The 26,930-nt window shown below is 36.6% G+C and carries 22 protein-coding genes; 7 read left to right on the top strand and 15 right to left on the bottom strand.

From position 1 onward, the window contains the following. Positions 1-1,808: 1,808 nt before the first annotated feature. Positions 1,809-2,306, top strand: a complete 498-nt coding sequence (locus F9B76_RS00730) for a LuxR C-terminal-related transcriptional regulator (protein WP_159990363.1) — start codon at positions 1,809-1,811, stop codon at positions 2,304-2,306. Between the two features lie 187 nt (positions 2,307-2,493). On the opposite strand, the gene aspA is transcribed toward F9B76_RS00730, so the two are convergent. The 5 genes from aspA to ilvB form a co-directional block, all read right to left on the bottom strand. Next, positions 2,494-3,909 carry an aspartate ammonia-lyase gene (gene aspA / locus F9B76_RS00725; RefSeq protein ID WP_159990362.1) on the bottom strand — a complete coding sequence of 472 codons (1,416 nt, stop codon included), beginning with the start codon at positions 3,907-3,909 and terminating at the stop codon, positions 2,494-2,496. A 237-nt stretch (positions 3,910-4,146) separates the two neighbouring features. Beyond that, positions 4,147-4,938 (bottom strand): transporter substrate-binding domain-containing protein, encoded by a 792-nt coding sequence (locus F9B76_RS00720; protein WP_159990361.1) that lies wholly within the window; start codon positions 4,936-4,938, stop codon positions 4,147-4,149. 299 nt (positions 4,939-5,237) lie between these two features. Then, positions 5,238-6,254, bottom strand: a complete 1,017-nt coding sequence (gene ilvC, locus F9B76_RS00715; protein ID WP_159990360.1) for a ketol-acid reductoisomerase — start codon at positions 6,252-6,254, stop codon at positions 5,238-5,240. Positions 6,255-6,282: 28 nt separating this feature from the next. After that, positions 6,283-6,774 (bottom strand): acetolactate synthase small subunit, encoded by a 492-nt coding sequence (gene ilvN, locus F9B76_RS00710; protein ID WP_159990359.1) that lies wholly within the window; start codon positions 6,772-6,774, stop codon positions 6,283-6,285. 12 nt (positions 6,775-6,786) lie between these two features. Continuing rightward, a complete protein-coding gene (gene ilvB, locus F9B76_RS00705) occupies positions 6,787-8,514 on the bottom strand; it encodes a biosynthetic-type acetolactate synthase large subunit (RefSeq protein WP_159990358.1) in 1,728 nt (575 codons plus the stop codon). A gap of 526 nt (positions 8,515-9,040) precedes the next feature. On the opposite strand from ilvB, the gene F9B76_RS00700 reads away from it, so the two are divergent. Continuing rightward, positions 9,041-11,245: an FUSC family protein gene (locus tag F9B76_RS00700; protein ID WP_159990357.1), complete on the top strand. Its 2,205-nt coding sequence runs from the start codon at positions 9,041-9,043 to the stop codon at positions 11,243-11,245. Here the strand turns inward: F9B76_RS00700 and F9B76_RS00695 are convergent. Further along, entirely contained in the window at positions 11,237-11,905 is a 669-nt protein-coding gene (locus F9B76_RS00695) for a pseudouridine synthase (RefSeq protein WP_159990356.1), read from the bottom strand. The genes F9B76_RS00700 and F9B76_RS00695 overlap by 9 nt on opposite strands. A 17-nt stretch (positions 11,906-11,922) precedes the next feature. Beyond that, positions 11,923-12,699, bottom strand: coding sequence for a peroxide stress protein YaaA (gene yaaA, locus F9B76_RS00690; protein WP_159990355.1), 777 nt, complete (start codon positions 12,697-12,699; stop codon positions 11,923-11,925). A gap of 468 nt (positions 12,700-13,167) precedes the next feature. On the opposite strand from yaaA, the gene F9B76_RS00685 reads away from it, so the two are divergent. Beyond that, positions 13,168-13,920, top strand: a complete 753-nt coding sequence (locus F9B76_RS00685) for a tellurite resistance TerB family protein (RefSeq protein WP_243140652.1) — start codon at positions 13,168-13,170, stop codon at positions 13,918-13,920. Positions 13,921-14,265: 345 nt separating this feature from the next. After that, positions 14,266-14,508, top strand: coding sequence for an accessory factor UbiK family protein (locus tag F9B76_RS00680; RefSeq protein ID WP_159990354.1), 243 nt, complete (start codon positions 14,266-14,268; stop codon positions 14,506-14,508). Positions 14,509-14,672: 164 nt separating this feature from the next. Here the strand turns inward: F9B76_RS00680 and clpB are convergent, their stop codons facing one another. After that, positions 14,673-17,246 (bottom strand): ATP-dependent chaperone ClpB, encoded by a 2,574-nt coding sequence (gene clpB / locus F9B76_RS00675; protein WP_159990353.1) that lies wholly within the window; start codon positions 17,244-17,246, stop codon positions 14,673-14,675. Between the two features lie 194 nt (positions 17,247-17,440). Between clpB and F9B76_RS00670 the strand changes: the two genes are divergently transcribed. After that, positions 17,441-18,094 (top strand): hypothetical protein, encoded by a 654-nt coding sequence (locus tag F9B76_RS00670; protein ID WP_159990352.1) that lies wholly within the window; start codon positions 17,441-17,443, stop codon positions 18,092-18,094. A 535-nt stretch (positions 18,095-18,629) separates the two neighbouring features. On the opposite strand, the gene F9B76_RS00665 is transcribed toward F9B76_RS00670, so the two are convergent. The 7 genes from F9B76_RS00665 to F9B76_RS00635 all read right to left on the bottom strand — a co-directional run bounded on the left by F9B76_RS00665 (position 18,630) and on the right by F9B76_RS00635 (position 25,028). After that, the gene (locus F9B76_RS00665; RefSeq protein WP_159990351.1) at positions 18,630-19,016 is read right to left on the bottom strand and encodes a septum formation initiator family protein; all 387 of its coding nucleotides are present in this window, start codon (positions 19,014-19,016) and stop codon (positions 18,630-18,632) included. A gap of 9 nt (positions 19,017-19,025) precedes the next feature. Beyond that, positions 19,026-20,312 carry a phosphopyruvate hydratase gene (eno, locus tag F9B76_RS00660; RefSeq protein ID WP_159990350.1) on the bottom strand — a complete coding sequence of 429 codons (1,287 nt, stop codon included), beginning with the start codon at positions 20,310-20,312 and terminating at the stop codon, positions 19,026-19,028. A 48-nt stretch (positions 20,313-20,360) separates the two neighbouring features. Then, positions 20,361-20,645, bottom strand: coding sequence for a DUF1330 domain-containing protein (locus tag F9B76_RS00655; RefSeq protein ID WP_159990349.1), 285 nt, complete (start codon positions 20,643-20,645; stop codon positions 20,361-20,363). A gap of 92 nt (positions 20,646-20,737) precedes the next feature. Continuing rightward, complete coding sequence (kdsA, locus tag F9B76_RS00650; RefSeq protein ID WP_423805508.1) at positions 20,738-21,595, bottom strand: 3-deoxy-8-phosphooctulonate synthase; 858 nt, start codon at positions 21,593-21,595, stop codon at positions 20,738-20,740. Further along, complete coding sequence (locus F9B76_RS00645; protein ID WP_159990348.1) at positions 21,595-23,247, bottom strand: CTP synthase; 1,653 nt, start codon at positions 23,245-23,247, stop codon at positions 21,595-21,597. The genes kdsA and F9B76_RS00645 overlap by 1 nt, the downstream gene beginning before the upstream one ends. 82 nt (positions 23,248-23,329) lie before the next feature. Further along, complete coding sequence (locus tag F9B76_RS00640; RefSeq protein WP_159990347.1) at positions 23,330-24,283, bottom strand: phosphatidate cytidylyltransferase; 954 nt, start codon at positions 24,281-24,283, stop codon at positions 23,330-23,332. After that, the gene (locus F9B76_RS00635) at positions 24,276-25,028 is read right to left on the bottom strand and encodes a 1-acyl-sn-glycerol-3-phosphate acyltransferase (protein WP_159990346.1); all 753 of its coding nucleotides are present in this window, start codon (positions 25,026-25,028) and stop codon (positions 24,276-24,278) included. The genes F9B76_RS00640 and F9B76_RS00635 overlap by 8 nt, the downstream gene beginning before the upstream one ends. A 531-nt stretch (positions 25,029-25,559) precedes the next feature. Here F9B76_RS00635 and F9B76_RS00630 point away from each other — a divergent pair. Both F9B76_RS00630 and F9B76_RS00625 read left to right on the top strand, forming a co-directional pair. Continuing rightward, positions 25,560-25,781 (top strand): HP1242/YdcH family protein, encoded by a 222-nt coding sequence (locus F9B76_RS00630; protein ID WP_159990345.1) that lies wholly within the window; start codon positions 25,560-25,562, stop codon positions 25,779-25,781. A 242-nt stretch (positions 25,782-26,023) separates the two neighbouring features. Further along, a complete protein-coding gene (locus F9B76_RS00625) occupies positions 26,024-26,884 on the top strand; it encodes a LysR family transcriptional regulator (protein ID WP_159990344.1) in 861 nt (286 codons plus the stop codon). Positions 26,885-26,930 lie beyond the last annotated feature (46 nt).

Below are 26,930 nucleotides of genomic sequence, written 5' to 3'. Positions count from 1 at the left end.
ACGTTTTATGTATAAAACCTTACTTCTTCATATATGTAGTGTAAGCACTTAAAATAACTTGTAAGCTTACCCCGTGATAGGGTAATGAGCTTTGCATTCCAAGCACCCACACTTATCGGCTGTTAGTTGTTAAAGAACAGATTCGCTTTGAGGCGACGTTGCGTTGAGCAACGAAAGAATGTAATTATGAACTAACTGACTACATTCTGTCAAGTGTTTTTTTAAAAAATTTAAAATCTTTTTTAAAAAACGAAAAAAGAAACAACACATTACGACGATTCTTTTTTCACTTGACCGCTTGGCACAAACACTGTTGTGCAGCGAAGAAATGTAATTATGCCAACTTCTACCCGCTTTAGCAAGTGGTTTCGATCGAAAACCTTGCTATCAGGTAGATTTTCCTTCCGTTTAACACCTCAAAGTAATGCTGTAATACCTTGATTTATCATCTCTTTTTAGTATTCCATAAAATGTCGTTAAAAAGACACACACTTTCTTTTAAGCTGTTGCTTTTTAGCAATAGTCGCTTTTTTAACGATCTGTTGTTTTTAGACACGCTTTATTTTTAATAGGTTGTTTTTTATTTTTTATAGGTTGTTTTTTATTTTTAATGGTTTGCTTTTTATTAACGTTATAGATCCCCCCATAAATATATACATAATATACTCGGTGAGAAATAGCGATCATATATTGTTTAGGCATCACGCTATCTTATGGGTATCAGGGTATATAGAGATACATATACCCTTTTTCTTAATGAAAGAAAATCTTAATAAAGAAGTAGCCTATTGTATCTAGTATATAGAGACTGTGATAAACTCCTTTTCTCTGATATAGGGATAGCAATAGGCTCATTTTCTCTGTTATATAATTCGTTTTATCTCAACTATAAAAAATAGAAAAGCCCCCATCTCTCTATCAAACGAATAAATAATACTACCCCATATCTAAATAGATGTACTTCAACAACAAGCATCTCAATGGTAGTAATACGCCCCTCTTAGTTAATATCACAGCATAAGATAATAAGATAACGATTACCCTAATAAATGATTCCCTAATAAATGATTCCCTAATAAAAGTTTATTATCCTGATTAAAAGTACCTTTATTAACCAATCGCTCCCACTCACTTATCATCTATTCATTATTTCACTCATAAAGTAGCTTTTATACAACAATATAGTCCCTATTATTTTATACCCCATCTCGCCTACCTCTCTCCCCCATTTAAACACTTCTTTAGGGATATTCTTTTTATAAACAATCTGATTATTTTTATGTCATCAGATTACCCTTAATGCGCCAACCCCTTATTCCATCCTCCCATTTGTTTTTGTCTGATGCAAGCAATAAGTGATTGATTACACGCTATTTGTAACTATTTATTTTATTCTTATAATCCTCTATACCTAAAAACCACTACTGGTCTAAATCGATATCACAATATCCTATATTAACCACTTTCATCGACTTACCCATTCCCTTTTTTGTCCATAACAATCTACGGCGCAAACCTCTTTTCCACCTCTCTCCACTAGGATATTATTAGCCTACTTCTCAAAGAGCCTATAGAGAAAGCCTTTTCTTTGTGTTAGATTAGGGGCTGTTAATAGCGTGTTTTTATCTTTATAGCAAAAAATAGGATTACTTTTTATCATTTTTGTGTGGAAAATCGCTTTCGTAAAATCGCGACAAAATCCCCCTTTTTCCACAGATTGGTTTGAGCCCAAACAGTCTGCTATAACCGATAAAACAACAGATTACCCCTTTAATAAATTCAGGCAACAATAGCGAACAGGAGAGATTATGCAAGACGAGATATGGGATCAATTTGAGTTATGCCATCAACTCACTATAAAAGAAAAACAAGTCATGTGGTTAATCGTGCTAGGTGTTCCCACACGCAATATTGCCCTAATATTAGAATGCTCTTCTCGAACGGTTGAATACCACCGAAAGCATATCTTGAAAAAACTAAATCTTCATAGCACATTAGCCCTATCCATATTTATTAAGCATCTCCTACGCACGCCTCCTAGCCCCGCCAAAGAAAGACTTTTTGTTGAAAAAATACATCATCTTTTGTATCACACAAATAAAGAAACACCAGACCATACCATATGGCATCCGTTTTATGATGCTAGTACCTCATCAATCGCTGCCCTCGCTGAAAGCAGTACCGATACATATCAACCCAGTGGAACGCTCTCCAAACAACTTCAACAGCAAGCACAGCGATATATCGCCAATGCAACAACCCCCTCTACACCTATTCCCCCTAATAAACCCCCTCGCAAGAAATAAATACAGCCCCTTCATTTTTATAGGCTACTACTATAACTGCTAATCTACGACAGTCCCTTAAATTATTTTCTAACAACTATCAGACTATATTTAAAAACTAAAAAGACTGTTATTCATTACTGAATAACAGTCCTTATGGCTACTTACCCACTATTCCCTTTAATAGAATAGCCTACTAGCGAGTAAATTATTTATTTAATTTCGCCTTGTAAGTAGGATTCATGAGATTTTCTACCGAAAGAATATCATCTAATTGCTCTGATGTCAGTAATCCTTTCTCAAGCACAATATCTCGCACACCACGTCCTGTTTGTGCTGCAATCTTACCAACAATATCACCATTATGATGACCAATAAACGGATTTAGATAAGTAACAATACCAATAGAGTTGAAAACATAGTTTTTGCAAATGTCTTCATTCACTGTAATTCCATCTACACACTTATCACGTAAACTTTGGCAAGCATTTGATAAGATACTGATACTTTCAAACATTACTTGTCCAATTACTGGTTCCATAACATTTAATTGTAATTGCCCTGCTTCAGCTGCAAAGGTAAGTGCAGTATCATTACCAATTACTTTAAAGCATACTTGATTAACCACCTCGGGTAGCACAGGATTTACTTTAGCAGGCATAATTGAAGAGCCTGCTTGTAGCTCAGGAAGATTAATTTCTTTTAAACCAGCTCGAGGGCCAGAAGAAAGTAAACGTAAATCATTGCATATTTTTGATAGCTTGACGGCTGTACGTTTTAAAGCACCATGTACCGATATATAATCACCACAATCAGATGTTGCTTCAATTAAATTAGGGGCTAATACACAAGGTAAACCTGATACCTCAGCTAAATGTTTTACCACCAAAGGTGCATACCCTTCTGGCGTATTTAAACCCGTACCAATAGCTGTTGCCCCCAAATTTACTTCTAATAAAAGGGCTGCTGTATGTTTTAAATAACGGACTTCCTCTTCTAATAAAGCGGCAAATGCTCTAAACTCTTGTCCTACTGTCATAGGAACAGCATCTTGCAATTGAGTACGTCCCATTTTTAGAACATGATCAAACGCTTTTGCTTTATGTTCAAAACCCTCTTGTAAATAGCGAACTTTTTCAATTAACTTAATGACACTATTATAAACAGCAATACGGAAACCTGTAGGGTAGGCATCATTCGTTGATTGGCTAGCATTCACATGATCCATTGGATCTAGGTATTGATACTCCCCTTTTTGATGCCCAAGAATTTCTAAAGCAAGGTTTGCCACCACTTCATTGGTATTCATATTAACAGATGTCCCTGCTCCACCTTGATAGACATCTGAAGGAAATTGATCCATACATTTTCCTTCTGTTAAGATCGTATCGCAAGCTTTTACAATCGCTTGAGCAATCTCTTGTGGAATAGCACCTAATTGACCATTCGCCAAAGCTGTCGCTTTTTTAACCATCACCATACCACGAACAAATTCAGGTACATCTGAAATAGTGGTGTTAGAGATTTTAAAATTCTCTACTGCTCTTAGTGTATGAATCCCCCAATATGCTTCTGCAGGAACTTCACGTTCACCTAGTAAATCGACTTCTTTTCTTGTCGTCATTTTAATTTCCTTTTTAAAAATACCATCTTCTTTAAAGACTAGTTTCTATCTTTAATCGAAGAATCAAAAACCTTACGCAATGAAATAATAGGAAAGTATGTAATCTATGCCTTATCTACATAACTCTATATTTTTCTATCACCAAAAATGCTTGTGCAAAAGGTGCAAATATCTATCTGCACCTTTTAAGCTAAAACATACCTTTGTCTTATTATTTCATATAACTTTCTGCGAAAATTATTCGTTTCTTGCTGTCCAATCACTACCAAAATATTTTTTTGATAATTCGGCAACAACCCCTTCTTCTTTTAACGAATTAATCGCTTGATCTAATTGATCTTTAAGTGCATGATCATTTTTACGAACAGCAAAACCAATCGCTGTGGTAAGAACTTCTGGATCATTCGCCACTTCTTCTATTTCTTTAAAATCTTTACCTTCTGGCTGTGATAAAAACGCATCTCTTCCTACAGGTGTGTTTTGTAATGCACCTTGTACACGACCATTCGCTAAATCAATAAAGACTTGATCTTGGTTAGCATAAGAGACAACTTTAACCCCTTTAGATTGCCAATGCTTTTTCGCAAAAGTTTCTTGAGCAGAACCCTGTAACACCGCTACAGTAATATTTTTTGCTTTAAGACTTTCTGGATCTAAGGTAACATCAACATCTTTTTTGACAATCAATTGAGAAGGAACATCATAAATAGGTACTGTAAAATTCACTACTTTTTTACGAGCCTCTGTAATCGTCATATTAGAATTAACAAAATCAAACTTACGTGTATTTAATGAAGGGATAAGACCATCAAATGTACTTTCTACCCATTCACATTTAACGTCTAATTTTGCACACACCGCGTCAGCTAACTCAATATCAAAACCAACGAGTTTACCGTTTGCATCTTTACTTTCAAACGGCGGATACATTGCCTCTACACCAATTTTTAATACACCTTCTGCGGCTACTGTACCCCCCATACTGAGACCAGCTCCTAGCATAAGCGTTAAACATAATTTTTTTAGCATTTTTATATTCCTCACATAAAGAAATTACCAAAAATTGATGTATGAAATCTAAAATATTCCATGATTGGAAAGATTATATTACATTTCCCCCACTATCAGCGGATAAATACAAAAATCCTTCTAAATTCATTTAATACTCAAGTAGCATATTTAATCATCTTTACCGCAACAAAACATAAAAAAACAGGTGCTTATTTTGCACCTGTTTTAAATAGATACTCGCTAATACTTCTATGCTGATACCTATTCTATAAAAATAATATACCAGATACTACTTTTAGTCTATAAGGTAAAAGATATTAATTTTTACTTTGATCAACTAATTTATTTTTAGCAATCCAAGGCATCATCGCACGTAATTGAGCACCAACTTGTTCAATTTGATGTTCAGCATTTAAGCGGCGACGAGAAATAAGGGTTGGCGCACCTGCTGCATTTTCAAGAATAAAGCTCTTCGCATATTCACCCGTTTGAATATCTTTCAAGCATTGACGCATCGCATTTTTAGTATCCTCTGTTACTACACGGGGGCCTGTTACATACTCTCCATATTCCGCATTATTTGAAATAGAGTAGTTCATATTGGCAATACCACCTTCATAGATGAGATCAACAATAAGTTTTAACTCATGTAAACATTCAAAATATGCCATTTCTGGTGCATAGCCTGCTTCGACTAAAGTCTCAAAACCACATTTAATTAGTTCAACCGCACCACCACAAAGTACAGCTTGTTCACCAAATAAGTCTGTTTCTGTTTCTTCACGGAAACTTGTTTCAATAATACCTGCTTTGCCACTACCAATAGCACTTGCGTATGATAAAGCAATATCACGTGCCGTACCTGATTTATCTTGATAAACAGCGATTAATGCAGGCACACCACCACCTTGAGCATAAGTACCACGAACCGTATGACCCGGTGCTTTTGGAGCAATCATAATAACATCTACATCAGCACGAGGGGTAACTTGTCCATAGTGAACATTAAATCCATGCGCAAAAGCCAATGCTGCACCTGATTTGAGATTAGGTGCAATTTGTGTTTTATACACTTCAGCAATATGTTCATCTGGTAAAAGAATCATTACCACATCAGCTACTTTTACTGCATCAACAACCTCAGCCACTTGGAGGCCTGCATTAACCGCTTTATTCCAAGAAGCACCATCTTTACGCAAACCAACAGTCACTTTAACGCCTGAATCATGCAAATTTAAGGCATGTGCATGACCTTGAGAACCATAACCAATAATAGCTACGTGTTTATTTTTGATTAAATTTAAATCACTATCTTTATCATAAAAAACTTTCATAAAAACCTCTATATAAAATTATTAATAATTAAACCTTTAAAATACGATCTGCACGACCAATACCAGAAACCCCTGTACGTACGGTTTCCAAAATAGCACTACGGTCTAAAGCATTAATAAATGCTTGAATCTTACTTTGATTACCCGTGAGTTCAATCGTATAGATTTTATCGGTTACATCAACGATATGACCACGGAAAATATCTGTAAGGCGCATCACTTCTTCACGCTCTTTACCTACCGCACGCACTTTGATTAACATTAATTCACGTTCAACATAGTCTGCCTCGGTCAGATTAACAACCTTAACGACATCCACCAAACGATTAAGATGCTTAGTGACTTGTTCAATCCTATCATCTGATCCATCTGTCATGATGGTGATACGTGATAAGGTTTGATCTTCTGTAGGGGCAACGGTTAGCGTTTCAATATTGTAACCACGCGCAGAAAATAACCCCACTACTCGTGATAAAGCACCAGGAGCATTTTCTAATAAAACAGATAATATATGTCGCATACCTTTATACTCCTATTTATCATTTGGGCTTAAAAGCATTTCGGTAAGACCTTTACCTGCCTTAACCATGGGGAATACATTCTCTTCTGGACTTGTAATAAAGTTTAAAAAAACTAAGCGATCTTTATATCGACCAAAAGCTTCTCGAAGTGCTGGTTCAACATCTTCTTTTTTCTCTACTTGGATACCAATATGTCCATAACTTTCAACTAACTTCACAAAGTCTGGCATAGACTCCATATAAGATTGTGAATAGCGTTTGTCATAATCTAGCTCTTGCCATTGACGAACCATTCCTAAGAAACTATTGTTTAAACAAATAATCTTAGGAGTAAAACCATATTGCTTACATGTTGCTAACTCTTGAATATTCATTTGAATAGAACCATCGCCTGTGATTACTGCTATCTGTGTATCAGGATCAGGGTTAGCTTTTTGAATACCCATCGCAAACGGTAAACCTACGCCCATCGTACCTAAACCGCCTGAATTTAGCCAACGTCGAGGTTTTTTGAATCGATAATACTGTGCCGCCCACATTTGGTGTTGTCCAACATCAGATGCAACAAATGCTTCACCATTTGTTACCTCACAAAGTTTTTGAACAACATATTGGGGTTTAATGACATCAGCATTTTTATCATAATCCAAGCAATCACGAGCCTGCCACTGCTTAATTTGATCCCACCATGCTTTAAGAGCATCAGCTTGTTTTTCTTTAGGACTACCTAATTCACGGATAAACCCATTAAGCTCTTCAAGTACATCTTTTACACTGCCCACAATAGGAATATCTGCTCGAATACGCTTAGAAATAGAAGATGGGTCAATATCAATATGAATCACTTTACGTGGTTGAGACATAAAGTTTTTAGGATTACCGACTACCCGATCATCTATCCTTGTACCAACTGCCACTAATACATCACTATAATGCAATGCCATATTAGCTTCATAAGTACCATGCATACCTGGCATACCAAGACAATGAGGATCATTGGCATCAATAGCACCCAATGCCATTAGAGTAGTAACACAAGGTGCGCCTGTTAAATGTACAAATTCTTTTAATTCTTCAGAAGCATTTGCTAATATTGCACCACCACCAATATAAATCATAGGGCGTTGAGCTGTTGACAATAATTGGACAGCTTTCTTAATTTGTCCGCTATGCCCTTTTGTTGTCGGTGCATAAGAACGCATTTTTACTTCCTCTTTGGGAGGAGCATATTTGCAAGGCATTACTGAAATATCCTTAGGAATATCTATCAGCACTGGCCCTGGGCGACCTGTTTTAGCAATATAAAATGCCTTCCGTATAATATCCGCAAGATCTTTAACATCTTTCACTAAAAAATTATGCTTCACACAGGGACGTGTAATACCTACTGCATCACATTCTTGGAAAGCATCTTCACCAATCGCTTTTGATCCTACTTGACCACTAATTACCACTAAGGGAATAGAATCCATATAAGCCGTTGCAATACCCGTAACCGCATTCGTCAAACCTGGGCCACTTGTAACAATACATACACCGACTTCATTAGATGAACGAGAATAAGCATCCGCCGCATGAACAGCTGCCTGCTCATGACGCACTAAAATATGCTCAAAATCTTTTTGTTTGTAGATAGCATCGTAAATATTTAATACCGCACCACCGGGGTATCCAAATACATGTTTAACACCTTGTTCAGCAAGGCAACGCACGATAATATCAGCGCCTATAAGTTCCATTTTTATGTCCTTTCATAACTAGCCTGATTTGGTTGAATTTGATATATACCTAAGCCTAACTACTGAAACTCTCAGCGTCTCGTGCCTCACAAAGACAACCCACCTGAAAACCCCAGTTAATTAGTGTCTGAAGGAATCAACCAGTCAGCACAAAAAGCGTCGTAACGCATTAAAAGTTAGAAACGGAGGTTGCTCTATCAACTTGTGGTCAATACAACAACTATTTTCTAATACGGGGCGCAATTAATTACTAGCGGGTAGCTAGCTCTTATGCATACCAAAGCTTCTTTAGGATAAAAAGAAGCAGAAATTTACTTTACCTCATACCTAAAATAATTGCAAATAAGATTTTCATTTTTTAGGAAAAAAGCGACAAGTCTCGTCATACAATTAACTAATTAGCATGTTAAAATCACCATTTTACGGGGTTATTTAGTTTATTTAATAACTTATTGTTATATGAATATAATTTCTTTTTATTCATTATTTTCCTATTGATCATCACATAAGCATTCTTTTTATTGATATGCATAATCCTTCAGAACATTTTATCCGCCTTATTTCTGGCCCTCATTTATTCTTTGCTATCCGTCAGGGTTTAGGGGTTATCCTACCAATTATTATCTTGATCGCTTTATTTGATCTTTATCGTTTTGGTTTTGCTTTTAGTGCAGGGGCACTTTCTTTAGCCCTCATAGACCAGCCGGGCGGTACTAAACGTACCCGTATTAAAGAATTACTCTTTGGCTTAATTGCTGGCAATCTCTGCGCTTTTCTGACGGCTTGGGCAAATCACTACCCTTTATTACTTTGGATAGTCATCTCTTGCCAAGTCTTTATGTTTTCAATGCTAGCTGTTTTTGGTAAACGAGGGGGATTGGTTGGTTTTTGCTGCCTTTTAATGATGCTACTCTCTCTCAATCTCAAGGTGGAAACACATGAGATTTTTTACTATAGCCTTATTACCTTATCAGGTAGCATCTATTATTTCCTCTATAGTATCAGCATTAGCCATCTTTTCAGACTATATGAAGAGCGTCTTACCTTAGCCAGTGCCGTATATGCCACGGCTGATTATATGAAAGCTCGTGCCAATTTCTATGAAGTCAGCAATGATTTAGATACTTGCTTTCGCCAACTGCTCCCTCAAATGATTGCGATGACCGATAGTCATCAAGCAGCACGAGATAATGTCCTACGAAATCTTCCTGATGACAAGAAAAAAAATCAGCAGCAGCGTATTCTCTTATGGAATGTGTTTGTTGAAATGACTGCCCTTTTGGATACGATGGTTGCGACACAAACAGACTATGAACTCTTACGGCAACGTTTTAAAAATGACGATATTATGTTATTTATGCGAGATACGCTACTGAAACTAAGCCGTACCTTACAACGCTGTGCCATTAAAATGGCAAGTAATACAGATATGCAATATCGTAATAGTGTAAAAGCAGAATTACGAGCAATTGAGTATGAAATAGAGCGTTATAAAATGGCAGGTATGGCAAAAGAAGAGCCTGAAATCTACGCCTTATTAATTCAAATCTTACGCCGTTTACGGAACGCTACTCGCTATGTTGATATTATTGCAGATACACTTCGTGGTGGCGATATTAAACCGATTGATACCATGCGCCGAGATCAATCCTTACTCCAATTTAGAACGCACCAATATCTACGGTTACAACCCATTTTAGATAATATGCATATGGGATCCGCTATCTTTCGATATGCCTTACGTGTAACCTTAGCCATTCTGATTGTACAGGTAATCACCGCTATTATTATATTTTTCTATCATGATAATGCACACATTGAACAACTGAGTGAGCATAGCTATTGGATTACTATCACCATCTTACTGATTATGCGTCCGGGTTTTGCACTTACTCGACAACGCATGGTGATGCGCTTACAAGGTACTGTTATTGGTTGTTTATTAACATTACTACTGCTTAGTATGACAACCTCCCCCTATGTACTTATTCCTAGTATTATCCTCTTTATGATTTTGGGGCAAGCCTTAGTTGTTAATCATTTCCGTATGGGGTCTATGTTTATTACCCTCTATGTACTCACAGGTTTTTATTTTCTTAGTCCCAATATCTCTACCGTTATTGGTGAGCGCGCCTTAGATACGATTATTGCATGCTTTATTTCTTATGCGTGCAGTTTTGCTTTTCCGTGGTGGGAAGAAAATCAAATCAAACGACTGGCTCTCCGCACCATTGAATCCAGTAGAAATTATCTACGTAAAGAATTATCTTTTACGACTGCCGTTGTTAATGAAGGTTTAGGGGGAGAACAATTTGAAGCCAGTAACTTCGCTCATCATCCCCTTTATATAGAATTACAAATCGCTCGTCAGGATATTCATAATACTTATGCTGAATTTGCCGACAGCTATGCCCGAATGCTCAATGAGCCTAAATCACATCATATCAATATTGCTAGCTTGAATAATCTCATTATGTCTCTTAATACCATGTCAAGTCAGATTAACTCTCTTGGCCCTCTCTTACTCGCTTTAGATAAAAATAATCCTCCCCTACAACAACAATTTATCTATATTGAGACCTTATTAAGCGCTCCATATGCTATTGATATTGCCACACCAGACTATCTTGAAAATACTCCTGAAAATCAACCCTTTATGTTACCTGTTAAGCAGATGCAAAAGGCCGCACAAACTATTCGACAAGAAGCCTATCAAATGGGATTAGCGTAAGCTCATTCCCAATTGCTGATAGAGTTGAACTTTCTCTCTATCACTTACCTCTCTATAATGTCCCACTGGTAATGTTGCAAGCGTAAAAAGAGACAATTGGCAACGAATTAAACGTAGTGTTGGAAAACCAATATGTGCTGTCATTCGGCGAACCTGACGATTTTTACCCTCTGTTATACGTATTTCAAGCCAAGTAGTAGGAATATTTTTACGCTCTCTAATAGGTGGTTCTCGTTTCCATAGCGATGGTGGTTCGTCTATACAAGCTACTTTTGCAGGCAGGGTTAAACCATCTTTAAGATTAACCCCTTCTCTTAACGGCATAAGATCTTCTTCTTTAGGACTTCCCTCCACTTGTACCCAATATGTTTTCGGTGTTTTATATTTAGGTTCAGCTAAACGGTGCTGAATAATGCCATTATTTGTTAGTAAAACCAAACCCTCACTATCTCTATCTAATCGCCCCACTGGATAAACATGAGGGATAGGAACAAAATCCTTTAATGTTAATCTTCCTATTTCATCACTAAATTGTGTTAAAACATTAAAAGGTTTATTTAAAAGAATTATTTTTGTCTGTTCAAATGAAAGGGGTATCGTGGGAGGTTTACCCATTCGTGAGTATTTATCAGTATTATTTGCTCGCTGTATATATGACATTACCCCATTCCTTTATATCAATCATCTAATTTACGCCTAAAGACAAACTTATTTTCAGTAGAGACAGCAGCATCATAAGCATACCCCTCGACATTAAAGGCTAGTAAATCTTCTGGAGTTTTCGCCTGATGTTCAATGGCAAAACGTGCCATCATACCTCGTGCCCTTTTCGCATTAAAACTAATAATTTTATAAGTACCATTTTTATAATCTTGAAAAACACATTGCACCACACTTGCTTTTAAGGCATTTAAATCCACTGATTTAAAATATTCTTCCGAAGCAAGATTAATAATTATTGCTTGCTTATCCTTCTCTAAACGCCCATTCAAATAATTGGCAATAGTTGTTCCCCAAAAATCATATAGGTTTTTACCTTGTGGATTTTCTAATTTTGTCCCCATTTCTAAACGATATGCTTGCATTAAATCTAGCGGACGTAAAGCACCATATAATCCACTTAAAATAACGATATGCTCTTGCGCCCAATCTAATTGTTTTGTATTTAAACTATGTGCATCTAGCTTATCATATACATCACCATTAAATGCTAACAACGCTTGACGGGCATTATCTAAACTAAAATGAGGTACCCACTCCGCATAACGCATTACATTTAATTCAGCAAGTGATGGACTTAAACGCATTAAGTCTTCAATATCTTGAACAGATTTTGTTTTTAGAATAGTGATGAGTTGTTGAGCTTGATCAACAAATAAAGGTTGTGTATATTTTTCCACCTGAAGAGGCTTATCATAGTCTAATTTTTTAGCAGGAGACAAAAGAAATAACATTATAAATACCCTATAATTGAATTGCCTTATTGTAATCGTTATTAATGTTTTATGCTAATGGTAAAAATTAAATAGCATCATTAATATTATTGATAAAAAGCTTTTAAACCCATAGGCTACTACTCTAGTCAAAAATTTACTTTATCCTCTATCATGCTCAACCCCTTTTACTACAATATAGAGATATATAGCCCAAGTAAGCGTGTTTTATTTAATCTACTATCTTATCGAAAAACACTAACACCCCTTTAAGGAGGGTTATAGTCTATGACAGTGCTTTTAAACCCTATGCTCATTACAATCTATTTCTCTCTTATACTTTTTTATGCAAAAACATTGATTTTTTAAAATTCTCTTTTAAAATACCTATACCATTTTCAGTAGGTATTCCCTAATCTGTTATATTGATAATCTACCCTATTGAGAAATTATTTTTTAACGCATTATCTATCCAACAAAGGAAAAACAATGAGTGCATTTAATATATTGGAACAATTATTAGGTAAAAATCTAGGTAGTATTGTGGGGGATTTCTCACAACAAGCTAAAAATGCTACGCAAACTAACTCTATCAATCAACTACAAACAAAGGGTTTAGATATTTTTAATCAGATTAAAGAAGCCACAATGGGTGAAAAATCCGTACTTGGTAGTGGTGATAAAAAAGGGCTTGCTTTAAGTGCATTAGCCGTATTATTAGGTTCTAAAGCGGATAGTAGCTTAATTAAATTAGGTGGTTTAGCTGGTTTAGGTACAATTGCTTATCAGGCTTATCAACGTTGGCAAGCACAACAAAATGGTACTGTAGCCCCTACTGCATCAGAACCTCCTGCTCTTAGCTATACACCTAGTGAACTTGAACAAACCAGTAAAGCATTACTTGTCGCTATGATTAATGCGGCTAAAGCAGATGGTCATATCCAAGAAGAAGAAAAAGCACAATTAGATCAACAGTTATCACAAATACAATCTCCTCAAGATAAAGTATGGTTCCAAGCTGAAGTTGCTCGCCCTGTTGATCCAGCTTATGTGGCTAGCTTTGCCAACCAAAAACCAGAATTAGCTGCACAGATTTATGCCATGAGTTTATCCATTTGTAATGATCAAAACTTTATGGAAAAAGCTTATTTAGATGAGCTTGCCAAACAACTCAATATTGCTGATGATTTAAAAGTAGCAATTGAACAACAAGTCAAAGAAGCACTTAATAATGCTGCCTAATCATAAAGAAAGATAATCTGATTAAGATCTGATTAATCTATCTTAGCGTAGTATTCAATATCATACAGGGTGGATATAAAGTTATTTTATATCCACTTTTTTATAGGATATATCTTTATTAGTCAGTAATAAAAACCATCTATTTCACACTATCCCACTTTTTATAAATCTATTTTTCCAACACTTCTAAGATAATCCCTGATTCATGCTAGCTATTACCCAAAAAGAATATTACCCTCTCCCAATATAACGATTTACCCGATAAAGATACAAATTAGAATTTTCTCTACCTATTCTAAGGTAAAATGTTCGCTTATATCTGTTTTATCATTCCTGAGGTTCATCATGATTAAACCCAATGAATTATTTGAAGATTTTCAAAAAAATGTACAAGAATTAATTGCCAAAAGCCCTGCAGCGGATATCGAAAAAAATGTTAAAGCCTTTATGGCACAGGGTTTTGCCAAAATGGACTTAGTAACCCGTGAAGAATTTGATATTCAACGTGCGCTTGTTGATGCTTTACGCGAACGTGTAGAAAAACTAGAAACTACGGTTGCAGAGCTTGAAAAAAAATTATCTCAATAACTTGTTTTTAACTATTAATCGTTTTAGAAATTGATTCTCTCTTTAAGAGAATATACCTATTAATTTTTAAAATTCTACCGCTCTAAAAAATACCCTCCATAGTATTTCTCTACGGAGGGTATCATAGTTTTCTCACTATCCTTTATTGGTTAGTTGTAGAACAATTAATCACTCTTTTTTGTAAATGTAAAAGTATCACCCTCTACATCGACATAAATCGTATCATTTGTTCCAAATTCCCCTTCAAGAATATGTTTAGAAAGTGGGTTTTCAATCAGCTGTTGGATAGCTCGTTTAAGTGGACGAGCACCAAAGACAGGGTCAAATCCATTTTCAGCAATTTTCTCTAGGGCTGCTTCACTCACTTCAAGTTTCATTTCTCTATCAACAAGTCGTTTTTCCAAACGGCTTAACTGGATACGTGCAATATTGGCAATATGCTTATTATCTAAGCCATGGAAGACAACAACCTCATCAATACGATTCAAAAACTCTGGTCGGAAAGAATGTTTAAGCTCATCCCATACCACCGCTTTAATCGTTTCATAGGGTTCACCACTAAGCGATTGAATCTGTTGAGAACCAATATTTGAAGTCATTACAATTACCGTATTACGGAAATCTACTGTTCTACCTTGACCATCAGTCAATCGTCCATCATCTAATACTTGCAATAAGATATTAAAGACATCAGGGTGAGCTTTCTCTATCTCATCTAAAAGAATCACACTATAAGGTTTGCGGCGAACAGCTTCTGTTAAGTAACCGCCCTCTTCATATCCTACATACCCCGGAGGCGCTCCGATAAGACGAGCAACAGAATGTTTTTCCATAAACTCACTCATATCAATTCTGATTAAATGCTCATCAGAATCAAATAAGAAGTTTGCTAATGCCTTGGTTAATTCTGTTTTACCCACCCCAGTAGGGCCTAAGAATAAGAAAGAACCATAAGGTTTACTTGGATCAGATAAACCTGCACGAGAACGGCGAATCGCATCAGAGACTAAACGTACTGCTTCATCTTGCCCTACAACACGTTGGTGTAATTGATCTTCCATGGCTAATAATTTAGCACGTTCACCTTGCATCATTTTAGCCACAGGAATACCTGTTGCACGAGAAACCACTTCCGCAATTTCCTCTGTTCCTACCTCAACACGAAGTAAGGTATTTTGTGTTTCAGATTTTTCGGCTGATTTCAAACGAGCCTCTAGCTCAGGCAATTTTCCATATTGCAATTCAGACAATTTACCAAAATCACCTTTACGTTGATACTCTGCCATTTCAGCACGAACACGATCAATCTCTTCTTTAATAGATTGCGCACCTTGTACAGAAGCTTTTTCTGCTTTCCATACTTGCTCATAGTCATCATACTCACGTTGTAGTTTTTCAAGCTCTTCTTCAATGATTTGCAAACGGCGTTTTGATGCATCATCATCTTCTTTACGCACGGCTTCACGTTCAATTTTGAGTTGAATAATACGGCGATCGAGCTTATCCATTACCTCTGGTTTAGAGTCAATCTCCATCCGAATACGTGCAGCTGCCTCATCAATAAGGTCAATTGCTTTATCGGGTAAGAAACGATCCGTAATATAGCGATTACTTAATTCTGCAGCGGCTACAATAGCAGGGTCGGTAATTTCAACCCCATGGTGAAGTTCATAGCGACCTTTTAAACCACGTAAAATAGCAATAGTTGCCTCTACATCTGGCTCATCAACCAACACTTTTTGGAAGCGACGTTCAAGAGCAGCATCTTTTTCAATATATTTACGGTATTCGTCTAGTGTTGTCGCACCAATACAATGCAACTCACCTCGTGACAGTGCTGGCTTAAGCATATTACCCGCATCTATCGCCCCTTCTGCTTTACCTGCACCAACCATAGTATGAATTTCATCAATAAAGACAATATTCTTACCTTCATCTTGTGCTAATTCTTTAAGTACCGCTTTAAGACGCTCTTCAAACTCACCACGATATTTAGCACCTGCTAATAAAGATGCCATATCAAGTGATAAGACGCGTTTACCCCTTAATGATTCAGGCACTTCATCATTAACGATACGTTGCGCTAACCCTTCTACAATTGCCGTTTTACCCACACCAGGTTCACCAATTAATACAGGGTTATTTTTACTACGGCGTTGTAAAATTTGAATCGCACGGCGAATTTCATCATCACGACCGATAACAGGATCAAGTTTGCCGTCTCTTGCACGTTGAGTTAAGTCAGTTGTATATTTTTTTAAAGCTTCACGATTAGATTCACCCTCTTGATCCATGACAGAGCTACCGGCTCTTACGGCATCAATTGCTCTTTCTAATGCTTGCTTCTGTAAACCAGACTCACGTAAAGCATCACCTAATTCACCTTTATCATCAGCAATTGCTAATAAAAATAGCTCACTTGCAATGTAGTTATCACCACGTTTAGCGGCTTCTTTATCTGTTTTTAGCAACACTTGGTTTAAAGCTCGGCTAATTTGCACATCATCAGCACCTTCCACTTTTGGGAAGTTATTGACCATTGTTCTTAACTTATTCTGTAAGGTAGCCACTTGTACCCCCGCACGGGCAAGTAAACTACCAATACCAGAATCCGTATCAGCCAACATAACAGCTAATACATGGGCTGGTTCAATATACTGATTATCACTGCGAGCCGCTAAGCTTTGAGCGTCTCCCAATGCCTGCTGAAATTTTGTTGTTAATTTATCAATTCTCATAATCCATTCCTTTATACTATTGAGTACCTTGGTACTCCACTAGTTCATATATTGGGGACGGACGAAAATTTTCAAGTATTTTTTCCTAAAATAACTTCTTTTTCAAGAAGAAACGCTACAATGTCCCTTTTAGGGAAGGGACTATCTCTTTTACACGAGTATCATTAACGATATTTATCTATACAATACCTACAATGCGTACATTACCTATTCTTTTAGATATAAACGATTCTTCCCACGAGCAACCGTTATCTTCCTCAACCTCTTACGCTATTAATACACTTATTACCCTTGATACCTGTGTACTCATGCACTCATTTACGCGGAATTTACTGTTACGCTTAGGAAAATATCATTTATGCTTTCCTATTTGGAGTCAAGAAATTGGAATTGAGTGGTTACGTAATGCCCCTAGAATCTGGAAAGTTTCCCCTAATATTGTTGAAAAAGAATGGGATAATATGCAAATACAATACCCCCTCTCTAATATGGGAGAAGTCCCTATCTACGAGAATTTATTTAAACGTATTGATAAAAAAGACAGACACGTGGCTTACTGTGCCCTTGAGGGCATACACCGTTTTAATCCACAAGAAAGTATATTACTTACATGGAATATTAAAGATTTTCATCGTAAAGAATTACGTTTACAGGAAATTTCTCTAAAAACACCTGATGAATATTTGTCTACTTTATGGAAAACACATACTCAGGTTTTAACACAATTATTTTTAATCGGTAGAGAAGAACACTTACGCTTAGGACTACCCGACTATACTATCCCCGAATTACTTAAAAGGGATAAACTGTATCGCCTTGCTAAATTAGCAGCACAACCACAAATTTAATAAATATACCTTTATAAATAAGTGATTTTACCTGTAATAACTAGTTTGGAGCATATAATCTACTTATTAATCCTAACTGATGAATTAGAAAGTGTCGCTATTATCTTATCAATGCATCCATTATTACAAAATCACGGAGAAATAGTGATTGACAAAGCGAGTTTTTCGAGTACCACGAGAAACTGCTCGAGCGACTCAACACTATTTGTAGTGATTTTACCTGTCATAGCTAGTTTGGAGCATCAATCTACTTATTAATCCCAGCTAATACATTAGAAAGTTTCGCTATTATCTTATCAATGCATCCATTATTACAAAATCACGGAGAAATAGTGATTGACAAAGCGAGTTTTTCGAGTATCACGAGAAACTACTCGAGCGACTCAACACTATTTGTAGTGATTTTGCTGTCATAGCTAGTTTAAGGTATATAATCCTCTACCATTTCCAGAGCCATATGATCTAAAATAAAAATTACCCTATATAGTAATATTTACTATATAGGGTAAAAATCATAATAGCCAATATATAACCCCTAGGGAGTTACTGGCTTTGTCGCATTAGTTTGTTTAGTATCAGAAGATGAAGTATTAGTAGTAGGAGGTGTTGTACCAGCACCATATCGTATAGGTGCAACAGGTATCGCCTCATGAGGGGTTAATATCCTCACTAACGTCTCATTACCAGCAATCATATTCATTTCTGAACGAGCATAATCTTCCAATGCTTGTGTCCCTGTTTTTAAATCTTCAATTTCAGCTTGCATAGCATTATTACGAGCCACCATCGCTTGATTGGTTTCCCGTTGTTTCTGCAACTGCTCATTCAATTCCTCTACACGTTTATAACCAAACTCTCCCATACGTAAAGGGTATTGAATGGCTATGCAAGCCAAAATAAGAACAATAAAAACTAAGCGCATCGATTAATCTTAGGCTAAATTATAAAAAGCATCACGCCCTGGGTACTCAGCAACTTCTGCTAACTCTTCTTCAATACGCAATAACTGATTATATTTTGCCATACGGTCAGAACGCGATAATGAACCTGTCTTAATTTGCATAGCATTGGTAGCTACTGCAATATCCGCAATTGTTGAATCTTCTGTTTCACCAGAACGATGAGAAATAACAGCGGTATAACCTGCACGTTTTGCCATTTCGATAGCGGCAAAAGTTTCTGTTAATGTACCAATTTGATTAATCTTAATAAGGATAGAGTTAGCAATACCTTCCTGAATACCTTTTTTAAGAATTTTGGTATTAGTTACAAATAAATCATCACCAACTAATTGAACACGTTTACCAAGCAAATCTGTTAGGATTTTCCAACCTTCCCAATCATTTTCAGCCATACCATCTTCAATCGTTACGATAGGATATTTATCGAACCAAGAAGCTAATAGATTAGCAAACTCGGTAGAACTTAGGGCAATACCACCCTCACCGGCTAAATGATATTTACCATCCTTATAAAACTCAGAACTCGCACAATCTAGACCTAATACAATATCTTGACCTGCTACATAGCCCGCTTCTTCAATCGCACGTAGAATAAGTTGAATTGCTGCTTCATGATTTTCAACATTGGGGGCAAAACCACCTTCGTCACCCACAGCTGTTGACATACCCGCATCATGGATAATTTTTTTCAAGGCATGAAAAACTTCTGCACCCATACGAAGTGCCTCACGGAAACTCTTCGCCCCTACTGGAAGAATCATAAACTCTTGAAGGTCTAGGGTATTATTTGCATGCGCACCACCATTGATAACATTCATCATTGGTACAGGCATACTCATAGGACCACTACCACCAAAATAGCGATAAAGTGATAAACCCGCTTCGTCTGCCGCTGCTCGTGCAACTGCCATACTCACCGCAAGTAAAGCATTCGCCCCTAAACGCTCTTTATTCTCTGTACCATCTAAATCAATTAAGGTACGATCAATAAAAGTTTGCTCTTGTGCATCTAAACCAATCAATGCTTCAGAAATTTCAGTATTGATATTTTCAACCGCTTTTAAAACACCCTTACCAAGATAACGTGATTTATCACCATCACGTAACTCAATTGCTTCACGAGAACCTGTTGATGCACCAGATGGTACTGCTGCACGCCCCATTGCACCTGATTCTAATAAAACATCACACTCTACGGTAGGATTACCACGTGAGTCTAAAATTTCACGACCAATAATATCTACAATTGCACTCATGGATAATATTCCTAAAAAATTAAATAAATCTGAAAAATAATATGTATCTTAAACACCTTGGATAATACACATATCTACTTTAGCTGCCCCTTCTCGCACATTACGAGCACGGCGATATTGCGACGAATGGTAAAAACTTTGTGCCGCTTTTACTGAAGGAAACTCCATAATAACGGTTCTTTTTAAACTTTCACCCTCTAGTACGATTTCTTCTCCACCACGTACAAGAATTTTTGCATCATGGGCTTTCATCGCTAAACTAGATAACACTTTATACTGCTCATACTGTGCAGGATTGCTTACCTCTATATGCATCACAATATATGCCGCCATTCTCTATCCTTTATGAGTTATGCTAAAAATTAAAGTAATACTACTATCTTACTACACTTATTAGCTTAAAATTATTTAAGATACCAACGAAATTATGTGTTAAAAATATCTTCTAAAAACACCTGTGATTTTACCGTCTCATCAATCGTTTTTAGTGTGCGTAAAAGCGATTCCATATGGTGCAAAGGTACAGCATTAGGACCATCAGACAGTGCATGACAAGGGTCTGGGTGTGTTTCCATAAATAATCCTGCTACACCCACTGCCACTGCTGCCCGTGATAGTACAGGAACAAACTCTCTTTGACCGCCTGATGCCGTTCCTTGTCCTCCCGGTAATTGCACAGAATGCGTCGCATCATATACAACAGGACACCCTGTCTCACGCATAATTGCTAAAGAACGCATATCCGATACTAAGTTATTATAGCCAAATGAAGCACCTCGCTCACAGACCATAATATTCTGACCATCACCACCAGCAGCAATTGCCGCCTCACGTGCTTTATTAACAACCTGCACCATATCATGAGGGGCTAAAAATTGCCCTTTCTTAATATTAACAGGTTTACGTGTTGCTGCACATGCTTGAATAAAATCTGTTTGACGACACAAAAAAGCAGGTGTCTGCAACACATCAACCACACTAGCTACTTCATCTACTTGTGTAATATCATGAACATCAGTGAGAACAGGAATATTAAAGTGCTTTCTTACCTCTTCTAATATATATAGCCCCTGTTCCATACCAGGACCACGAAAAGACTTACTTGAACTACGGTTTGCCTTATCAAAAGAGCTTTTATAAATAAAAGGAATGCCCAAAGCCTGTGTAATTTCAACTAATTTTCCACAAACATCAAATGTCATATCACGGGACTCGATAACACAAGTCCCAGCGATAAGGAAAAAAGGCTTATCTAAACCCACATCAAAATTTAATAACTTCATTATTTATGCTCTTTACGTTCAGCTTGATAATCTAAAGCAGCTTTAAGATAACTATTAAAGAGTGGATGTTGTGCTCGTGGCGTTGATGTAAACTCTGGATGGAACTGAACCCCCATAAACCAACGGTGATTTGGAATTTCCATAATTTCAGGCAAATTCTCCGTTGGTGTACGAGCACTAATGACTAATCCAGCTTCTTCTAAACGTGGCACATAGACATTATTCACTTCATAACGATGACGATGACGCTCTGTTACCTGATCACCATATACTTTTTGAGCTAATGTCCCTGCTTTAATAGGTACTGTTTGAGCACCTTTACGCATCGTACCGCCTAAATCAGATTGATTTGTCCGTGTTTCTACCTTACCTTCGTGATCAACCCATTCGGTGATTAATGCCACAACTGGATGAGGGGTAGAAGGGTCAAACTCTGTACTATTAGCACCACCTAATTGTGCCACATGACGTGCATATTCAATAGTTGCTAATTGCATACCTAAACAAATCCCTAAATAAGGAATATTATTTTCACGGGCATAACGGATTGCTTTAATTTTACCTTCAGTTCCACGCTTACCAAAGCCTCCAGGAACAAGCACTGCATCAACATTTTTCAGAATATCTGTTCCCTTATTTTCAATATCTTCTGAGTCAATATAGTCAATATTAACTTTGGTCTTATTATGGATACCAGCATGATTTAAGGCTTCAATCAGTGATTTATACGATTCTGTTAAATCAACATATTTACCCACCATACCAATGGTAATTTCATGCTCTGGGTGTTCTAAATCATCAATAATCTTATCCCATGCCGAGAGATCTGCTTTAGGAGGATTAATACCCAATGCATCACATACGAGTTGATCCAATCCTTGCTCATGCAACATACGAGGAATTTTATAAATCGTATCGGCATCCCATACTGAAATAACAGCATCTAATGGTACGTTGGAAAAGAGAGAAATCTTAGCTTTTTCATCATCAGGAATACGACGATCTGCACGGCATAACAAGGCATTGGGATAAATACCAATTTCACGCAATTTTTGTACAGAATGCTGAGTAGGTTTTGTTTTGAGTTCACCTGCTGATGCAATATAAGGCACTAAGGTCAAATGGATAAATGCCGTATTATGACGACCTAAACGTAAACTCATTTGACGGACAGCTTCTAGGAAAGGCAAGGACTCAATATCACCAACTGTACCACCAATTTCTACAATAGCAATATCCGCCTGACCATCAAAGGCTTGACTAGCTCCTTTAGCAATAAAGTCTTGGATTTCATTGGTAATATGGGGAATCACTTGAACCGTTTTACCCAAGTAATCACCACGGCGTTCTTTACGAAGAACCGATTCATAAATCTGACCCGTCGTAAAGTTATTAGACTTACGCATACGGGCAGAAATAAAACGTTCATAATGCCCTAAGTCTAAATCAGTCTCTGCCCCATCTTCGGTCACAAAAACCTCACCATGCTGTAATGGACTCATTGTGCCAGGGTCAACATTGATATAGGGATCTAATTTGAGCATTGTCACACGAAGACCGCGTGACTCTAAAATAGCAGCTAAAGACGCGGCGGCAATCCCCTTACCTAAAGAAGAAACAACACCACCGGTAACGAAAACATATTTTGTCATGAAAGTCATGCCCTTTCGGGCTTAGTAGGAAAGTACAATTATAACAAATAAATGGCAAAGAGAAAAAGGCTTGCCCTATCCTTTAAAAATAAGTATAACGAACCAAATGAAAAAAAACAGGTGCTGCAAAAAGCACTGATTCTACTCTATCCATTACCCCTTTATTACCCACATTAATGCGTCCCCATGCATTTGCCCCCAAACTACGTTTCACTGCAGACAGAGACAAATGCCCAAAGAAACCACAAATCACAATAATAAAAGAAAATAATGCCGCATAAGCAATGCTAAAAGGGGTAATCCACCATAAAGAAGTCCCTACAGCGACTGCCATTACACTAGCACCAATAAACCCTTCTAATGTTTTGCCAGAACTCATATGGGGAGCAATTTCTCTTTTACCAATTAATTTACCTACCACCGATTGGAAAACATCACTTAGCTGTACAACAATCAATAAGTAGAGTAAAAGCATAAGCCCTTGCCCATCATATTCAATATTGGTAAGTAAAAGTATTGCAGGAATATGGCTTAAACAATAAATAGTCAGCAACATACCCCATTGTATTTTTGCGGTTCGTTCAAAAAACTTATCGGCATCACCAAATAACACTAAGACCGTTGGTAATACAATAAAACCCATTACAGGCAACCAAATCACAAATAAGCTATACCAATCCGTGCCAATCAAAATATATTGCAAAGGAATCGCAATATAAAAACATAAAATCAATGCCCAATAATCAGAACGCTCTGTTGGCGTAATTGTTAAAAATTCTCTTAACGCTAAAAAAGAGATGACGGTAAAAAGGATTAATGTAATCACTTCACCAAAGATAAAACAAATAAATAATACAATAACCATCACCCACCAAAGGTTTAGGCGCTGATTTAGCCTAGGAGCAACTCGTGCATATTTTGTTTTAGGCAAGTAATATCCAAGAAGTGAGCAAGCCGATAAAATAACGAGTAAACCGAATAACATCCACCAGAATTTATCCGGTACAGTTAAAAGTTTTTGCCAAAATTCAAACATTGTCTTCCCCTTCTACTGATTTATGATGGCTAGATGATGAATGATTTATTTCAACAGCTTGTATTACCATAGGAGATACAGACTCAGAGGATAATGCTTGCTGAGAAGACATTACTTTTTCCGCTATTTTATTTTCTTCTATGGGATCAGGCAAAGATAAATCCACCACAGCTTGACGTGCCCTGATTAAAAAATCCTCTTTCGATTCTTCCAAATCAATTGATAACGGTGCACCAAATGTTACTACACAGCTTAGGGGCAATGGTAATAAAGCTCCTTTGGGTAAGCTTCTACGTGTGTTATCTAAATAGACAGGGATATACTCAACATTTGGGTAACGCCGTGATAAATGATAAAGCCCAGATTTAAACTTTGCAGGTTCTGCCTCATAACGGCGCGTTCCTTCTGGAAAGATAATAAGTGAATCCCCCTGCTCAAGTGCTTCATATAAAGGTTGCAGTGGATCGCTTTGTCGATCACCTGAACGCTCAATTAACACAACATTTAAGGCATTATGCGCAATGATTCCACGGATACCGCCTTTTCCCCAATAATCTTTTGCCGCTACGGGACGAGTTAATTTACGTAGGCGAGCATCTAAAGACGACCATATCGCCATAGTATCTAAATGGCTAGAGTGATTCGCAAAATAAATACGTTGTTTTTTTGATGGTTTACTATATCGCCAATAAGGATAAGCCCCTATCACTATTTTTGTTAAACTGGATAAAAAAGTTCCAAGCATTCTATTTCTATCTATTTGTATCTAACTTGGCTACTATTCTAGCGTAAAGCAATACTTTAATCGCTTATTTTTAATCATCGTTTAAAATCTCTTTCCTTAAAAAATAAAACAATAAGCCAATTATCCTTTCATTAAAATCATATGGACACGATATCATCACATTGAATAATTTAAACTTAAATCATATATTATTCTATGGCTTATCAGTAATAGCCCTATTTATCCACTCTATTTATTTATCTTTCATACTTTTCATGAATTAAAGATAGTTTTATCAGTGATTTTTAATCTAAATAACACGAATGCTTTATTTAACTATGTATCCATTATTAAGAGCGATAGATATGATGTTTTTCATACACCACATCATCAATAAAGGTTTAAAGCTATATTTTCGATCATATATATGGTTACACACTATTTTTTACAAAACAGAATAAATTGAAGTATATGCTCAATGCTTACGATATAATAGAAATAACGATAATATATGTTTTTATATTGTTATTTATAACCCGAAAAGGAGTTTTTATGTTTCCTGAGTATCGCGATTTAATTTCTCGTCTTAAAAATGAAGATGCGCATTTTGCTCGTTTATTTGAAGAGCATAATGCATTAGATCACCAAATTATCCGTTTAGAACAAAATCCCGTTACCAGCAGTCTTGATGAGATTGACACCCTCAAAAAACAAAAACTAGCACTCAAAGATCAGTTATACGTATTGCTCAAAAAAGCAGACGCTGAGAAATAATCACTTTTTCTCCCTATCTAAAAGCAACCCACCATAATATCTGGGTTGCTTTTTTTATGAAAAATCTATTTAAGTACAAATCACTACCCCATTACCATAACAAAATAAATAGTCCTATCATAATGTCCTTATACACTATTTCTCTACAGTCTCATTTGAGATAAAATATTCAATAGACATCAATATATATAGACTATTCTCTTTATAAGATTAGTCAGTTTTATCAAATAAGAAAGGGGTTTATGGATACACTACAGAGTATTCGTGTGTTTTGTTATGTTGTTAAATTAGGCAGTTTTACCGCAGCGGCTGAATTTTTAAATATGTCCACCGCTATGGCAAGTAAACATGTCAATAAACTAGAGCATCGCATACAAACCAAATTACTTAACCGTACTAGTCGCAAATTAAGCCTAACAGAGTTGGGGGAACATTATTTTCAACAATGTCTTATAGCCTTAGAAACACTGGATAATGCACAACTCGAAGTACAACAAGGTACTATTACCCCTAGAGGGGTACTTAAAATTACCGTTCCTGTCATTTGTTGTACACCCTACTTTGTTAATCTACTCAAGACCTTTCGTCAGCAATACCCTGATATTCAACTTTCTGTTTATCTTGAGAATAAATATACTAATCTTGTAGAGGGTGGCTTTGATTTGGCATTACGTTCCACTACTGAATTAGAACCCGGGTTAATTGCACGTCCCCTCACCAAAGTCCACTTCCGATTAGTCGCAAGCCCGAGTTATATTGAACAATACGGGAAACCTAAAAAGCTAGAAGATTTAAAAAATCACTGGGGAGTTATTCCTAACTATACCCAATTAAATATTCCTATCCAAACTGTTGCGGATTCAAATAATACATTACTCTTAAAAGAAATGGCTTTATCAGGGATGGGTATTGCTTACCTACCCGATTGGCTTACAGAAGAACATCTTAAAAATGGCACATTAGTTCCTCTATTAGAAAAAGAACAGCCTTTTACTTCCCCTACCATTTACGCTGTTTATGCCGATCGGAAGTTCCTCAGTGCAAAAGTAAGGGCTTTTATTGATTTCTTGGTTGAACATACGACATCAAAAAAAAGTAGTTAGTATTTTATACTTGAACCAGTAAACAAAGCGTTATAGAAATTTTCAT

This window comes from Pelistega ratti (assembly GCF_009833965.1).
GTDB lineage: Bacteria > Pseudomonadota > Gammaproteobacteria > Burkholderiales > Burkholderiaceae_B > Taylorella > Taylorella ratti.
This window is presented reverse-complemented; position numbering and strand designations above follow the sequence as displayed.